This is a genomic window from Bacillus sp. FSL W7-1582 (assembly GCF_038593325.1).
GTDB classification, from domain to species: Bacteria; Bacillota; Bacilli; order Bacillales; family Bacillaceae; genus Bacillus; species Bacillus altitudinis.
The window spans coordinates 3,638,164-3,654,144 of the sequence record NZ_CP151987.1 but is presented as its reverse complement, the minus strand read 5'-3'; the positions used below and the strand labels follow the sequence as shown (position 1 = coordinate 3,654,144).

Annotated in this window: 12 protein-coding genes; 11 read left to right on the top strand and 1 reads right to left on the bottom strand. The window is 39.3% G+C overall.

Annotated elements, in window-relative coordinates; translation table 11 throughout:
• Window positions 1–117: 117 nt before the first annotated feature.
• From NSQ11_RS18795 to NSQ11_RS18785, 3 genes are all read left to right on the top strand, one after another.
• Window positions 118–2,016, top strand: a complete 1,899-nt coding sequence (locus NSQ11_RS18795; RefSeq protein WP_025208296.1) for a beta-glucoside-specific PTS transporter subunit IIABC — start codon at window positions 118–120, stop codon at window positions 2,014–2,016.
• 9 nt (window positions 2,017–2,025) lie between these two features.
• Window positions 2,026–3,465: a 6-phospho-beta-glucosidase BglA gene (gene bglA, locus NSQ11_RS18790; protein ID WP_342501365.1), complete on the top strand. Its 1,440-nt coding sequence runs from the start codon at window positions 2,026–2,028 to the stop codon at window positions 3,463–3,465.
• A 174-nt stretch (window positions 3,466–3,639) separates the two neighbouring features.
• Entirely contained in the window at window positions 3,640–4,620 is a 981-nt protein-coding gene (locus tag NSQ11_RS18785) for a restriction endonuclease (RefSeq protein ID WP_046527586.1), read from the top strand.
• Between the two features lie 5 nt (window positions 4,621–4,625).
• On the opposite strand, the gene NSQ11_RS18780 is transcribed toward NSQ11_RS18785, so the two are convergent.
• The gene (locus NSQ11_RS18780; RefSeq protein WP_090756420.1) at window positions 4,626–4,787 is read right to left on the bottom strand and encodes a hypothetical protein; all 162 of its coding nucleotides are present in this window, start codon (window positions 4,785–4,787) and stop codon (window positions 4,626–4,628) included.
• Window positions 4,788–4,948: 161 nt separating this feature from the next.
• Between NSQ11_RS18780 and NSQ11_RS18775 the strand changes: the two genes are divergently transcribed.
• The 8 genes from NSQ11_RS18775 to NSQ11_RS18740 all read left to right on the top strand — a co-directional run bounded on the left by NSQ11_RS18775 (window position 4,949) and on the right by NSQ11_RS18740 (window position 15,973).
• Entirely contained in the window at window positions 4,949–6,184 is a 1,236-nt protein-coding gene (locus tag NSQ11_RS18775; protein ID WP_035390067.1) for a TerD family protein, read from the top strand.
• Window positions 6,185–6,385: 201 nt separating this feature from the next.
• A complete protein-coding gene (locus NSQ11_RS18770; RefSeq protein WP_080964590.1) occupies window positions 6,386–8,044 on the top strand; it encodes a T7SS effector LXG polymorphic toxin in 1,659 nt (552 codons plus the stop codon).
• 30 nt (window positions 8,045–8,074) lie between these two features.
• Window positions 8,075–8,437, top strand: coding sequence for a hypothetical protein (locus NSQ11_RS18765; RefSeq protein ID WP_046527526.1), 363 nt, complete (start codon window positions 8,075–8,077; stop codon window positions 8,435–8,437).
• Between the two features lie 862 nt (window positions 8,438–9,299).
• The gene (locus NSQ11_RS18760) at window positions 9,300–9,794 is read left to right on the top strand and encodes a hypothetical protein (protein WP_017359943.1); all 495 of its coding nucleotides are present in this window, start codon (window positions 9,300–9,302) and stop codon (window positions 9,792–9,794) included.
• A gap of 413 nt (window positions 9,795–10,207) precedes the next feature.
• Window positions 10,208–12,082 (top strand): beta-glucoside-specific PTS transporter subunit IIABC, encoded by a 1,875-nt coding sequence (locus NSQ11_RS18755; RefSeq protein ID WP_017359942.1) that lies wholly within the window; start codon window positions 10,208–10,210, stop codon window positions 12,080–12,082.
• Between the two features lie 35 nt (window positions 12,083–12,117).
• A complete protein-coding gene (locus NSQ11_RS18750) occupies window positions 12,118–12,966 on the top strand; it encodes a PRD domain-containing protein (RefSeq protein ID WP_017359941.1) in 849 nt (282 codons plus the stop codon).
• A 13-nt stretch (window positions 12,967–12,979) separates the two neighbouring features.
• The gene (ascB, locus tag NSQ11_RS18745; protein WP_017359940.1) at window positions 12,980–14,449 is read left to right on the top strand and encodes a 6-phospho-beta-glucosidase; all 1,470 of its coding nucleotides are present in this window, start codon (window positions 12,980–12,982) and stop codon (window positions 14,447–14,449) included.
• 330 nt (window positions 14,450–14,779) lie between these two features.
• Window positions 14,780–15,973, top strand: a complete 1,194-nt coding sequence (locus tag NSQ11_RS18740) for an MFS transporter (RefSeq protein ID WP_017368408.1) — start codon at window positions 14,780–14,782, stop codon at window positions 15,971–15,973.
• Window positions 15,974–15,981: the final 8 nt, after the last annotated feature.

Sequence of the window (15,981 nt, the reverse complement as noted above, 5' to 3'; positions counted from 1 at the left end):
ATTATAGCACATCCCGATTTCTCTTTGATATGCAAACTCAAATTATATATGTATTGATAAATTGTACCGGTATAATTATAATGTACATATACTAGTAGTGATAAAGGGGGGTTTTATATGTCAAAAGTGAGGGATTATCAAAAGCTTGCAGAAGACATCTTAGAAGCAGTTGGCGGAGAAGAAAATGTGGTGAGTGCTGCAAGATGCGCCACGAGGCTGCGTTTGGTGCTGAAGCGTTCTAATCCAAAGGCAAAAGAAGCAGTCAACGCCATGCCTGGTGTCATTACAGTGGTGGAAAACGGTGGTCAGTTTCAGGTTGTGATCGGTCAGCATGTAGGTGAGGTATATGAGCATTTTTCCAACCTTGTTCAGCTCCAAACGTCGGATGATGACCAGCCGAATGAAAACAAAGGAACGATTCTGAATCGGGTCATTGCGACCATGTCCGCTGTGTTTGCGCCATTTGTGTATATTTTAGCCGCAGCTGGTATTTTACAAGGTGCACTTATCTTAATAAATTTGATATTTCCAAGCTTCTCGAAAACAGGAACTTATGAAGTGTTTAGCTTTATTTCTTGGGCACCGTTTACGTTCTTGCCCATTTTTATTGCGATAACTGCAGCCAAGCATTTCAAAACAAATATGTATATCGCGGTTGCTTGTACAGCAGCGCTTGTCAGTCCTTCTTGGACAGAGATTGCTGGACGTGTAGCATCAGGGGAAGGTGTGACCTTTTTAGGGATTGCGTTATCTGAAACGGTTTATACATCATCCGTCTTGCCACCGCTTTTCTTAGTATGGATTCTTTCCTATGTAGAAAAATTCTTAAACAAACGAATTCATGAGGTTGTCAAACCGCTATTTGTCCCATTTCTATGTATGGTCGTCATGGTTCCGTTAACCATTCTATTAATCGGTCCTCTTTCGACAGCAGGTGCAAATGGGATTGCAAACGGATACAATATCTTAGCTGAAAATGTACCAGCTCTGGCAGGGGCCATTATCGGCGGTTTCTGGCAAGTACTCGTGATTTTCGGTGTTCACTGGGGCATCACGCCAATGGTACTTGCGAACTTTGAACAATATGGACGTGACTCCTTTCAGGCATATCAAACCATCGCTGTTATCGCTCAAGTCGGTGCGGTGCTGGGAGTTATTTTAAAAGCAAGAAATCGGGAAACACGGAAAGTTGGGGTTTCAGCTGGAATCACAGGACTCTTCGGTATTACGGAGCCTGCGATTTACGGTGTCACCTTACGTTTTAAAAAGCCGTTTATTTTCGGGTGTATTTCTGGAGCAGTTGGTGCCATTGTGGCCAGCTTCTTTACGCCTTATTACTTTGCATATGCAGGGCTGCCTGGCCCTCTGACCATTGTGAACGGAATCAGTGCAGATTATCCAACGTCTATCATTGGTATTTTGATTGGTGTGGCCATTGCGCTGATATTACCAGTTGTGCTTATTCAATTGTTCGGTTATGGGGAAGATACGGTAGACCAGCCAGCTGGTGAAACACCTGTTAAAGATCAAGGCGGAGAAACGACACAAGCTTCTATGAACAATGAAGAAATGATCACGGCTCCACTTACAGGAAAGGTGCTTTCGTTATCTGAAGTGCCAGATGCCGTATTTAGCTCTGGAGCGATGGGGAAAGGCTTTGCCATTCATCCGACCGATAACAAACTGTTTGCACCGTTTGATGGCAGTGTCGTCATGCTTGCACCAACAAAACATGCGATTGGTCTGCGTTCTGAATTTGGTGTGGAGTTACTTGTTCATGTAGGAATTGATACGGTCTCTCTAGATGGATCGGCATTTACACTCAATATCAAAGAAGGCGACAAGGTGAAAAAGGGTGACTTGTTGATGACATTTGATCAGGAAGCAATTGAAAGCAAAGGATTACAAACAATCACACCTGTTATCCTTACCAATACTCAAGCATACGAAGATGTGATTGTAGAGAAACGTTCGACATGTCAGCCAACTGACGTCATGATGACAATTGTGAAATAGGAGGAATAGATAATGACTTTACCAAAAGATTTCTTATGGGGCGGGGCATTAGCCGCTCATCAATTCGAAGGTGGATGGAATGCAGCTGGCAAAGGGCCGAGTGTTGTAGATGTCATGACAGCAGGTGCTCATGGTGTTCCAAGACAGATCACGGAAACGATAGAAGAAGGAACTTTTTATCCAAACCATGAAGCCATTGATTTCTACCATCGTTACAAAGAAGATATCGCCATGTTTGCTGAAATGGGATTAAAATGCTTGCGAACATCGATCGGCTGGAGCCGAATTTTCCCTAAAGGGGATGAAGAAGAGCCGAATGAAGCAGGCTTACAGTTTTATGATGATGTGTTTGATGAACTGATTAAACATGGCATCGAGCCTGTCATTACACTGTCTCACTTTGAAATGCCCCTCCATTTGGCAAGAGAATACGGCGGATTCCGAAGCAGAAAAGTCGCTGAATATTTCGCGAAATTCGCGGAAGTTTGCTTCAATCGTTACAAGGACAAGGTCACGTACTGGATGACATTTAATGAAATCAATAACAAAATGGACGTCAACAACCCGTTGTTCCTTTGGACAAATTCAGGGGTATCTGTCAAAGAAGGCGAAAATGCCAAAGAAGTCATGTATCAAGCGGGCCACCATGAATTGCTTGCAAGTGCATGGGCAGTGGCAAAAGGAAAAGAGATCAATCCGTCCTTTCAAATTGGAGCGATGGTGTCCCACGTGCCAATTTATCCATATTCCTCAAACCCAGAGGATGTCATGCTGGCAGAAGAATATATGAGACAGCGCTATTTCTTCCCAGATGTCCAAGTGCGTGGCTACTATCCAAGCTACGCGTTAAAAGAATTTGAGCGCGAAGGCTATCACATTCCATTTGAAGAAGGCGATGAAGAAAGTTTAAGAAAAGGAAAAGTAGATTATCTTGGCTTTAGCTATTATATGTCAACAACGGTCAAAAGCGATGCAGTATCTGATCACAAAGGAGACATTGTCAATGGAGCACTGCCACATGGTGTAGAAAATCCGTATATCAAATCAAGTGACTGGGGCTGGTCCATTGATCCGACAGGTTTAAGGTATACATTGAATCGTTTTTACGATCGCTATCAAATCCCGCTATTCATTGTGGAAAATGGCTTTGGTGCCATTGATCAAGTGGAAGAAGACGGTTCTATTCATGACCCAGAGCGAATTCAATATCTCGCTTCTCATATTCAAGCACTGAAAAAAGCGGTTGAATATGACGGTGTGGACCTCATCGGCTACACACCTTGGGGCATCATTGATATCGTGTCATTCACAACCGGTGAAATGAAAAAACGCTACGGCATGATTTATGTTGACCGTGATAACGAAGGTAAAGGTTCAATGAAGCGTCTTAAAAAAGATTCGTTTACTTGGTATCAAAACGTCATCGCAACGAATGGTGAAGAAGTGTAACAAAGGAAAATGCAGACCCGGATGAGTGTGGTATACGCTTGTTCGGGTTTTTGTGTTTCTTTCGACAAAAATGGTGCGCATATCCTTTTGTTAACAAGAAATAAGTCTTATAATTTAGATAGAATATTTGATGATGAAAATAAGAGAAGATAGATGGAATGGGAGAGGTAGTAAATGACGAAATGGTGGATGGTTCGTGCGGGTGACCAAAACGAATTAATTACAATTTGGGAAGAGAAAGGCATTGCATCGATAGGGTGGCCTAAATTAGGTAATCCAAAACAATATCAAACAAAGCAAGAGATGAATGCTCGAGCTGATGTCATATTCGCTGAGAACAAACCTTTTACGAGAAGAAGCTGGGTCAGTCAGGTATGGAGGTTTAGTAGAGAAATCAAAAAGGGAGATCGAATCATTACGTACATAAAAGAAAGCCGTGAATATCGAGTAGGTACGGTGATTGCTCCGCATTTTTTTGATGAAGCAGTTGGAGATAAAATGTATCCAAATCATATTCAGGTAAATTGGGAACCAATAGCAGTTAAACGAGATTCTCTCAGTCAATCAGCTAAGAACAGCCTCGGTTCTATATCAACTGTTTTTCGTGTAGATGATTGGGGGAAAGAGATTGAACATTTACTCAAAAACCCTACATCTATATCAGCGCCTGAAGATGAAACCGAAGAAGATGAAATTATCGAAGATTTAGTCAGCAAAGCTACTGTCATGATTGAAGATAAAGTAGATAAATTGGACCCGTGGCAAATGCAAGACTTAGTCGGAGGCTTACTGCAAGCAATGTCATACAATGTTCGCGTGAGTCCAAAAGGGCCAGATGGCGGTGTGGATGTATTAGCTTATAAAGATGCATTTGGATTTGAAAAGCCTATTATTAAAGTACAAGTAAAGCATCGGAAAAATTCAGCCAGTTCGCCAGAGGTGCAGCAATTATTAGGTGCTAATCCAATGAATGCTAACAGTTTATTTGTTTCTACTGGTGGGTTTACTTCTCATGCAAAAGCTGTTGCGAAGCATAATGAGGTTCATCTAGTGGACTTAGAAGAACTCGTAAATCTTATTGTACATTGGTATGAACATATGCCAGCTGAGACAAGATCCTTATTACCTCTGAAAAAAGTGTATGTACCTGAGTGATCTTTTTATTGTCTATTTTTCAATAACTCCTGAATACAAAGAAAAAAGAGGGTAATGACGGTAAAATAGTTCATTGGATTCTGAAAGATATTGATGTTCATTGATAATTGAAGAAGAATCCACAGACTGAATACCACCATAACAGCAGGAATAATTAATTTATACACAATGGTTCTCCCTTCTAGAGTAGTGCGGTTTTAGTTGGCATTGTCTCATATCATTGTAGAGGTTGAAAAGAGGTAAAGGTTTTAATAGGTTCTATCACATAATTCGGTATAATTGGTCTATAAAAACGATAAATGGTAGATAAAGAATAGGAGTTGTTGAAATGAATCAAACTCTGCAAATGGGTGCCAATACCGTACTAAACTCTCCAAAGGGGCAATTATTCATCAGTTATGAAGTGTCATCTGCAATTGATATTTCTTTAACGGCGTTTCTCTTAACAGATTCAGATCTAGTTCAAGGAGATAATGGCATTATTTTTTACAATCAGCCGGAGAGTACTACGGGTGTCGCGACACTTTTACCAGCAGAGATATCAGATCAGTTGAAAAGACATCAATTGAATTTTGATATGAGCAAAGTGCCTGTCGGAATCACAAAGATGGCTATTACACTAACAGAGGATCGAGGAATCGGCTTTTCTCATGTGAAGAATCTGCAAGCAGAAATTCGAACAGGTGATGAGGTGCTATACCTAACACCAGTAAGCTTTACAAATGAAAAGGGTATTGTCGTAGTAGAGCTATACATAAGAAATAGTGAAACGAAAGCACGATCCATCTGGCGTGGCTTCGATTCTGGATTGGAAGGGCTATGCAAGCTTTATGGGGTGGAGGTTGAACCTGATGAACAGGATGTTTCTACACCTCCTCAAATGGTTTCTGAAAAACAAATTAATGAGCCTGCTCCAATGAACACAGCCGCTAAAGAGAAAGTCTCTGCACCTATTAGCTTAGAGAAAGTTCAAGGTAAAATTAGTCTAGACAAAGGTCATAAACCGATCATCATTGACAAAACACCAGAGATTACGGCTACAGTATCTTGGGAGTCTGGTACCGATTATGATATTTACGCGTTGATCTATACGAAGTCAGGAAAACAAATAGATGTGGCCATGTTTGGCGCAAAAGGTGTTCCCGCTCTCAAAAGTTACGGTAACGGGGCTGTTGAGCATATGGGAGATGTCGGTAGAGATCGTGAATCAATGAAAACAGAAGTCATTAAACTAAGGTTAAATGATGATATCCTTGCGGTGGTACCCGTTGTTTACTCTGCTCAATCAAATGGAACAGGTTCTTTCTATAGATATAGAGTGTCTATGAGTATCGATAATCATCAAGGAACGTCTGTCACGATTTATGCAAAACATGCAAATGACAATGATCGAATTTATTCTTGTGTTCCTGGTATACTTCAAAACACAAATGATGGCGTGATCATCCGTCCACTAGAGCTTTACAGCAAGCCGAATTCCGAGCGCAGACCTAAATTAAAAATGAAGTCTTCAAATGAAATTGATGTTTTGATGGATAAAGGACCAATCAATGACTATAAGTGACGTGAACATGTGGCTAGACAGAGTATAATGAACTGTCTGGCCTTTTCTATATCTCTACAATGGATAAACTCGTTTATCCAAATTAGAGGGTAAATTGAATAGAAAGTCCATTCCATTTTTTATGTCATTTAGCCTATTTTTCAGTTTTGGAGGTCACGGTAAAATAGACTTTATGATCAATAATGGAGGGAGTGGCTTCTTCTGGGCAAGATACTTGATGCAAAAGCACTAACCAGTGCCATGGATACAAGGGCAAAACACTATCAGGAACTCCGCGAACAAATGATAGATTTAAAAAAGGCATTACAAGGTGTTGCCAACCTCGGTGACGACTTCACTGGAAAAGGTGCCGATAACATTAAAAGCTTCTACAAAGAGCTCGCAGGAAATGTGGACATGTTTATTAGCTTCATTGATAAACAAAAAGCCTTTCATGAAGGTGTTTCTGGAACGCTTGATGATACAAACTTTGGCGGCGATACCTTTGTAGAAGAACACTTTTTAGACAACGCTGTACATATGGGCATCAAAAACGCCAAAAGCATTGTAAAGGATCAAAAAAAGGCACTCAAAACGATTTTTCAAGATATTGATGACCTCATTTCTCTGGAGGTATTTGATAGTAAAACCTTTGACGAAAAGATTGCAGATGCGGAAGATGAACGCAAGAAAACGGTTAAAGATTTAATAGAACTTGATCAAAATCTAAAAGATGAATATGCTTTGTCAGAGACTGAGGAGAAGGCTACAATGGCATTGTACGCAGAAATGATCAATGCCACAAATGACGGAAAATCCATTTCGCCTATGAATTTTGACAAGAAAGCGTATCAAAATAGCGAAATCTACAAGGCAAAAAGCGATATTGAGAAGCAAACTTCTGAATATCTAAAAATCAAAAAAGATCAAGAAGAAGCCCGCAAGATCGCAAAGGAACAAGAAGCGCTCGCCAACCGTCCGTGGTATGAAAAAGCTCTTGATTACGGAGGAAATATTGTCAATGAATTGACAGGCGTGAACGATGCAAAACGTGCTGCAACAGGTGTCGATCCGATCACAGGTGAAGAACTCACCGCAGGACAGCGAGTCGCCGCAGGAGGCATGGCTGCAGCAGGATACATCCCGATCGTCGGCTGGGCAGGACGTATTTTCAAAGGCGGTAAAGCCGTTTATAAAACGACTCAAGCCACGTCCGCCGCAGTCAGAGCAGTAGACATTTACAAGACATCACAGAAGTCTTTTGACGCCCTGAAAACATCACAAAAAGGCTTATATGGCCTCACCGCAACAAACGGCTTCAGCGAAGCGATTACGGGTCGAGATATGTTTGGAAATAAGATCTCGAAAGAACAGCAGGAAGCGAGTATGAATGCAGCGCTTGGGATGCTTTTGCCGTTTGGGGCAAAAGGGTTTCATGGGAAGATGGGTGTAAAGAGTTCAGGTATACCTAATATTTCAAAAAGGCATGATGAAATTGCTCATAAAAGTTATTATGGTAGAAAAGATTTTAGAATAAAGATAAATAGTGCAGTATATTCTCATCATGATAATAAGCATTTAAAGGCTAGAACTGCCGAAGAAGCGAAACGTTTTAGTGAAACCGGAAGACGAAATGCTCAATACCTACCTGAAATAAATAATAAAGTGATAGAAAAAGAAGCTCTTCAAAGAGGGCATATCATTGATAATGGCAATAATAATTTTTACTTCATTTATGATACTGGTAAAGTTGTTGGTTATGATAATGGAAAATCTACTAGTTGGATTAGAGGAGAACTAACGAGTGGTAATGTGTATCACGGTCATCCAATAGCTGGTGATAGATTAAATAAGTATTTAAACAAATTAGGAATAAAATAACTATAAAATTAACAAAGAGGTCGGATAAAGATGAGAAAGCATGTGAAACTTGATATTCCGGAAGTAAACATTCATCCCTTGAGGATAACTGAAGGTTGGAATGTCCGTTATAATCATTTTTGGGAAATTGACCCTAGAAAGTTAGAAACAGAAGATGAAAGATGGTTTATGTTCACTGAAAGTTTGTTACAGCTTTATCATGAGAAATCATCAATAACATTGGACTTAGGTTGGTATCCCGATTTATCTTCAGATGGCAACTATCTTGTTCTAATAGTTAAAAATACAGATTGGGACAATCCTATTCAGGAGTTTAGCTCTGATGACTATAGCAAAGTGATAGATTTTATAGAATTTCATTTAAAAGAAATTACATATAACTGGTGGAAATAAAACTGTATGTATTTCTACGAGGTTAATAAGGCTATTGCTTCTCTGTTTTGCCGTTTCTATGGTGGTGGTCTTATAATGAATAAAAACCAAACAATGCTTAAAAAGCAAAATATGTGGAACCATCATTGGAGCATTAAAAATGTATATAGAACTGGATAAAATTTTATCCGCTGATAAATACTAGTAAGTGAGATACTCTTGTATTTTAGCCTAAACGATTGGGGAGAACTATCAAAACAGGTACTCAATAAACTAATAGAGTGGCAGCGAAAAATTGCGTACTGTCTCGATAATGAGTGCAATGAATATGAGTTTCATATTTTATTGGATTTGCTGAATACTAATGATGCGGAATTATTTGAGATTTGTATTGATACATTAAGAAGTTATCCTATTGAAGAGGGTAAAAAAATAGTACTGAAACATCCTCAGATTACAGAACGTATAAATCAAATGTTGACTACTACTGCGAACCTACCAGCAAAGACAGTTCTTCGAGATTTCATTTCAAAAATACATTCAAATTAGTCCGTTATTGCTGAAATTTAATGATGAAATAAGATCTTGATTGGTTTTATACTGATCAAGATTATTTAATTTACACTGATGAAAAATGTCACATTGTAAAAAGAGTAAGTAGGAATGTATTTATTCGGGATTTTAAACAACATAAGATTCATTATTACGTACATGTAATTATACAAAGTCCCCATTTATATTGATTTCCTAGATTTATATCCGGAAATTTTGAAAAAAAGCATAGTTATCTAGAAATCAGTTCATTCCACCGTGTAGCCTGGTGGAATTTTCAAGGGGGAGATGTCTAGAGAGCAATGTTTATACGCCTTGTGGAGGTGCTCCTATGAATAATAAAGGAAAAACAAAAATCGAAACCTTAAAAAGAAAAAGCAGAAGAAAGCACTTAATAAACGAATTAAGTTATATGACACTTCCAGAACCCCCTTTTTTGGAGGTCGAAGAGAATCAATTTTTTTGTCAGAAGGTATTTACTTTCCTGCAATCGAGAGAACATAAAAGTCAAATACATGGAGACAACGATCTAGAGCATATTGAAAAGTCTACACAAATGTTAAATGAAATGGTCGGGAGGATAAAAGAGACTCCTAAACAAGGGAGATTGCTTTTTTTCCGAGATCATGAAATTGAAGCACTTTTAGTGAATGTGGATGAAGTGTTTCATCATTTAAATCAACTTCTTGAGCAAACCAAATTTTTAAGTGGATACGGAGATTTCATTTTAATAGCAGAGGATTTTCATTTTGGATTATGCATAGAGCGTACAGAATATTTTTATGAGTTTAGTATTTGGGGCTGTGAGATTAAAAGTGGGATGTAGAGACGAAGAGATAAGGTTTTCTTGATAGTCAGGGTTTCTCAATGGTGTCAGGTTGACATCGTTTTTAGTTTGTTTTATTCTTTCTCACTCTATCAGTCATCTGAAAAGGTACATTTGGTTGATAAAAACAGACTCTTTGATCTATATTTATTCATTTTTTATTTGATTTTTAAGAAAAATGTTGCTTTTGTTTAAAAAATTACTTACTATAGTGATATTAACATGTTAAAAGCGGTTTCATGAAACGATGAAAAGCTAAAAATAGAATAATGCGTACATTCAATAAGGCGTGTTACTGTTCGGCAGGCAAGACCTAGATTGGATGGGATATCTGTATTTGTATATTCCCACCCAATCCAGGTCTTTTTTTGTTGCCTGAGCTCCTATAATTAAAAATGAAAGCGGTGACTTTGATGAACCATAAAGACTTAGCTCAAGACATTCTAAAGCATATTGGTGGAAGTGAAAATGTTCAAAATGCGATCCACTGTATGACGAGATTAAGGCTGACATTAAAAGACTCTTCACGTGCAAACTCTGAAGAAATTAGTCGTCTTGATGGCGTTATTCAAGTAGCGGATACAGCAGGTCAGTATCAAATTATTATTGGAAATGATGTAGGTTATGTCTATAAAGAATTTGCAAAGCTTATTGATCACAACCCAGAAGCAAGCGGGCAAATTGTCCAGAATAAAGATCATAGCTTCAAAGGATACTTCAATCGTTTTGCCAATTTAATCACTGGCATTTTTGCACCAATTATCCCTGCAATTGCCGGTGCTGGTATGTTGAAGGCTTTGTTGATTTTGTTGCCGATGCTGAATTTGATGAAAGAAGATAGTCAGACCTATTTGGTGTTGAAAATCATTTCAGATGCGGCGTTCTTCTTCTTGCCGATTTTGTTAGCCTATACAAGCTCGCAAAAATTTGGCACAAACCCTATGGTATCCATGGCTTTGGCTGGGGTTTTATTACATCCTAACTTAACAGCTTTGTTTAGCAGTGGCGATCCAGTTGCTTTTGCTGGAATACCCTTGAAAGCTGTATCTTATGGCGCATCGGTTATTCCAATTATATTGATTGTTTGGCTTATGTCCTATGTTGAAAGGCTTGCGGATAAATTATCACCGGGACCCGTCAAAATTTTTATGGTTCCTTTAATCACAATGATCATTGTCGCGCCGATTGGTTTACTGTTTCTAGGGCCGCTCGGTATGTATCTGGGCGCAGGGTTAGCAGCGGGAGTGCTATGGATACAACAAACTGCGGGATGGGCGGCTGTTGCAATTTTAGCTGTTTTCTTACCTTTTATCGTGATGTTTGGCATGCAGAAGGTGTTCTATCCAGTTGTTATCGCTTCCCTTGCTTCGCCTGGATATGATGCGCTCATTGGAGTAGCCATGTTAGCGGCGAATTTTGCACAAGGTGGAGGTGCTTTGGCAGTTTCATTTAAAACAAAAGATCCTAAGTTAAAACAAATTGCGATGTCCGGAGGAATTTCTGCTTTATTTGGCATCACAGAACCTGCATTATACGGTGTCCATTTAAAGCTTAAGAAAACATTACTTGCATGTATGATTGGAGCAGGGGTTTCAGGTATATTTGTTGGATTAATTAAACTGAAAGCGTTTGTCATGGTTTCACCTGGAATTGCCACTATGCCGATTTTCATTGAAAAAGGGACTTCAAACTTTACGTTTGCCATTATTGGTGCAGTCATTTCAGCGGTAGTCGCATTTATTGCTGTTTACATCATTGGCTTTAAAGATGCAGAAAATGAAGTCGTCCAGAAGAGCAATGAGCCTATCTCTACAACAGAAAACACAAGAAATCGTGAGGTCATTTATGCACCGATCAAAGGAGCTGTCATCCCATTAGCGAAAGTAAATGATAAAGTATTTTCTGAAGAAGTGATGGGTAAGGGGGCAGCGATCCAACCTAGCGATGGAAAAGTAGTAGCTCCATTTGATGGGCAAGTAGAAATGATTTTCCATACAAATCATGCGATTGGTCTAAAGTCAGACTTAGGTGTTGAAGTTCTTATTCATATTGGGATTGATACCGTTAACTTAAATGGACAACATTTTACTTCACATGTTCAAAAAGGTGATACAGTAAAGCAAGGCCAGCTTTTAATTGAATTTGATGATCAGAGTATACAAAAGGCTGGTTATGACACAACAACACCAGTGATCATTACAAATTCGGCTGATTATTTAGAAATTTTAACCCAAGAGGGAAAAACCAATCCTTCTGGTCATCAGCAGCCACTTTTAACTGTCTTATAAATAGATTTTGAATGTAACCAGGAAGGTGATATGGTATGGAAATTATAAAAGTGCTGAATACCAGTGTGGTTCTCGCTAAACGAGATGATGGAAAGGAAATCATCGTAATGGGGAAGGCGATCGGGTTTAAAAATAAGCCTGGCAGTCTTATTCAAGAGGAAGATATACAAAAGATTTATGTGCTAGAAGATCAAAGCACGTCAAATGATTTAGCTGAGCTCATGAGAGAGACTCCAGAGGAATTTTTAATCATAACGGATGAGATTATTTCCTATGCGAAGCATCGATTATCCACACACTTAAATGAGCATCTTTATATTTCTCTAACAGATCACCTTTTTATGGCTACAAAGCGCTTTAAGGAACATCTCACGATACAAAATCGCCTGCTTTGGGAAGTGAAGAAATTTTACCCCGAGGAATTTAGCATTGGTATGCACGCACTCGATCTAATAAAAAAACAACTAGGTATTCAATTACCGGAAGAAGAAGCAGCGAATATTGCTTTTCATCTAGTAAATGCGCAGCAGACAGAAGACAATTTGAATCAAATCGTGATGATGACCAATATGGTCAAAGATATTCTAAACATCATTAAAATGCATTATAAGATCGATATTCCAACAGATACGATTAATTACTCCAGGTTTTTAACACATTTACAGTTCTTTGTTCAGCGGTTGCTGGAGAACAAAATGCTTGAAACAGATGACCATGATTTAATCGATCAAATCATGAGGAAATACCCTGAAGAAGTGAAATGTGTGGAGAAAATCGAGAAATATATTAAAACAAATGTGGATTACACCATATCCAATGACGAAAAAATGTATTTAATTATTCATGTCAATCGAGTGGTTTTAAGAAATAATGGATCGTCTTAAGGGAGGAAGAGAGATGTCTAATCAAGTTAGAAAGTTTCCAGAAGGTTTTTTATGGGGTGGCGCTATTGCGGCTAATCAAGCAGAAGGTGCATGGAATGTAGACGGAAAAGGGCTATCGACTGCTGATGTGGCGATTTTTAAAAAAGGCCTCAGCAAGTCTGACTATAAAAAGCACAATAAAGTGGATGAAGAACAAATTCAACAAGCGATGCGTGCAGATACCGCTGAAGGTTATCCGAAACGAAGAGGTGTCGATTTTTATCATCGTTATCCAGAAGACATGGCGCTCTTCAAAGAGATGGGATTAAAGACGTTGCGTGTCTCGATTGCCTGGACACGTATTTTTCCAAAGGGAGATGAAGAAGAGCCGAATGAAGCGGGATTATTGTTTTACGACCGCTTATTCGATGAAATGAAGAAACATGATATTGAACCACTCGTTACGCTATCTCATTATGAAATGCCGCTATACTTAGTCAATCAATATGGTGGATGGTCTCACCGCATTGTTGTTGATTTCTTTGTGAAATTTAGTCGAGTGGTATTTGATCGATACAAAGATAAAGTCAAGTATTGGCTGACTTTCAATGAAATTGATAGCATTGTTCGCCATCCGTTTACAAGTGGAGGAATCGTGTCAGAGCGTTTTGATAATGTAGAGCAGGCTGTTTATCAAGCGCTACATCATCAATTTGTTGCAAGTGCTCTGGCAGTGAAGTATTGCCATGAAATGATCCCGGGTTCAAAAATTGGCTGTATGCTGACGAAATTAACAACGTATCCTTATTCTTGTAATCCAAAAGATGTTTTAAAGGCATCGAAGAACAATCAATTTAATATGTTCTTCACAGATGTACAGGTGCGCGGGGAGTATCCACGTTTTATCCATCGACTGTTCAAAGAAAAAAACATTCACATTGAGAAACAGCTAGGAGATGACGAGTTATTAAAGGTTCATACCGTCGATTTTATTTCTTTTAGTTATTACAATTCACTTGTTGCTACTGAAAACAGTGAAGGGATGGAAACGGTCAGCGGAAATACGATAGGTGGCGTAAAGAATCCTTATTTAGAAGTGAGTGAGTGGGGATGGCAGATCGATCCTATTGGTATTCGTATTTCTTTAAATGATCTATACGACCGCTATCAATTACCGCTATTTATTGTTGAAAACGGATTAGGAGCAAACGATCAGGTGGAGCAGGATGGAACGATCAATGATGATTATCGTATTAGTTATCATGAACAGCATTTCCAGCAGATGTTAGAAGCGATTGAGGATGGAGTCGAATTGATGGGGTACACGAGCTGGGGGATTCTTGATTTAATCAGCTATTCATCGTCAGAAATGGAAAAACGTTATGGGTTTATCCATGTTGATCAAGATAACGATGGAAATGGAACATTAAATCGCACACCTAAGAAAAGTTTTTACTGGTACCAGAATGTGATTCGTCAAAATGGACTGGAAATGAACGAATAGATGTGTCAGAAATCTTTTAAGGAGTGGTGTATACCCACTCCTATTTTTTATTGATGAATGTTTCAGCTCGTAAAAGAAAAGATATGCATATGGATATGCATTTCCCTCAAATTTAAGCAATTCACTATCATTACCTTTCACATTCATATAAAATAAGAGCTAGTGAAAATTTGAAGAGATGCTTGATAAATGAAGGGCATGTAAGCTGTATGAAATGATGAGATGTTTCAAGTACGTGAAGGTTGCAAAGCTGTTTCTCCTCACGCATGAATCTTGTAAGCGTAACCATTATTTGTCACTTCATTGCAATGTGTTGAGGGGTGTGTCAGCATGAGGAATCCGTATTTGAGAACGGCTTCTAGTCTTTATATCAATTATTTTTTATTAGGTATGGTCAATATTATTTTGGCTTCTAATATGCCATTTTTGATCAAACAATTAGATACAAATAGTGCGGGGATTAGTTATATGATATCTGCACTCGGTATTGGCAGGGTGCTCACGTATGGTCTATCGGGTGTACTGTCAGATCGTTTTGGACGAAAGCCGGTCATTTTGGTTTCGGGGGTGCTGATGGCAGTGTTCCTCATTGGAATCCCATTGTCTCCGAATTATCAAATCGCGTTTGCGTTTGCGATTTTGGCAGGGGTGGCGAATTCGGCGATGGATGCAGGGACGTATCCGGCTTTAATGGAAGCTTTTCCTCAAAACTCGGGATCTGCAAATGTGATGGTGAAGGCGTTTATTTCGATTGGGGCGACCATTCTGCCGCTCGCTATTTTCTTTTTAGCAGAGCATGATCTGTTTTATGGATTTGCGTTTTTTGTACCTGCTTTTATCTATTTAGTGAATGTGATGATGTTGTGGACATTGCCATTTCCGAATCATCGCAAGGTGGAGCAAGTTCAGGTGACGGAGCATGATGGACTTCCGCGCTTCTCATCAGAGCCTACGTTTTGGAGAGAAGGGGTCGCACTGATTGTGATCAGTTTTACATCAAATGGTCTGTACGCCTTGCCGCAAATTTGGCTGCCTACGTACGGTGAGGAAATTTTGGGGATGGCTTCTGGCAGTGCTGTGAAGCTGCTTAGTTACTATAGCATGGGCGGTTTGCTGTCTGTCTTATTGCTCGCATTTCTTTTGCGCCGCATTGTTCGTCCGGTCACCGTGCTGCTACTCTATCCGATTATTACATTAGCCTCTATCTGTGTGCTATTGGTCGTGAAGTCTCCAGTCATCGGGACCGTCAATGCATTTGTATTGGGCTTTTCAACAGCTGGTGTCTTTCAGCTGACGTTAACCGTAATGGCTGAGTTCTTCTGGAAAAACAAAGGGACGATGACAGGAATTATCTCAACAGCAGGCGGAGTGTCCGCCATTGTGATTCCGGTCGTCACTGGTTTGATCGAAACCCACTCGACGATTTTGCAAATCTTTATATTTGATGCGGGTGTGGCTGTTGTGGCGATCATCGGGGCGATGTATATCCTTTATCGATATCGCCGTGTGATGATACACGAATAAAAAAGACG

Bases quoted from the DNA above. Each gene is read 5' to 3' on its own strand.
- NSQ11_RS18750 (WP_017359941.1), top strand. From the start codon at position 12,118: ATGGAAATTATAAAAGTGCTGAATACCAGTGTGGTTCTCGCTAAACGA.
- NSQ11_RS18795 (WP_025208296.1), top strand. From the start codon at position 118: ATGTCAAAAGTGAGGGATTATCAAAAGCTTGCAGAAGACATCTTAGAA.
- NSQ11_RS18740 (WP_017368408.1), top strand. From the start codon at position 14,780: ATGAGGAATCCGTATTTGAGAACGGCTTCTAGTCTTTATATCAATTAT.
- NSQ11_RS18755 (WP_017359942.1), top strand. From the start codon at position 10,208: ATGAACCATAAAGACTTAGCTCAAGACATTCTAAAGCATATTGGTGGA.
- NSQ11_RS18785 (WP_046527586.1), top strand. From the start codon at position 3,640: ATGACGAAATGGTGGATGGTTCGTGCGGGTGACCAAAACGAATTAATT.
- ascB (WP_017359940.1), top strand. From the start codon at position 12,980: ATGTCTAATCAAGTTAGAAAGTTTCCAGAAGGTTTTTTATGGGGTGGC.
- NSQ11_RS18775 (WP_035390067.1), top strand. From the start codon at position 4,949: ATGAATCAAACTCTGCAAATGGGTGCCAATACCGTACTAAACTCTCCA.
- NSQ11_RS18765 (WP_046527526.1), top strand. From the start codon at position 8,075: ATGAGAAAGCATGTGAAACTTGATATTCCGGAAGTAAACATTCATCCC.
- NSQ11_RS18760 (WP_017359943.1), top strand. From the start codon at position 9,300: ATGAATAATAAAGGAAAAACAAAAATCGAAACCTTAAAAAGAAAAAGC.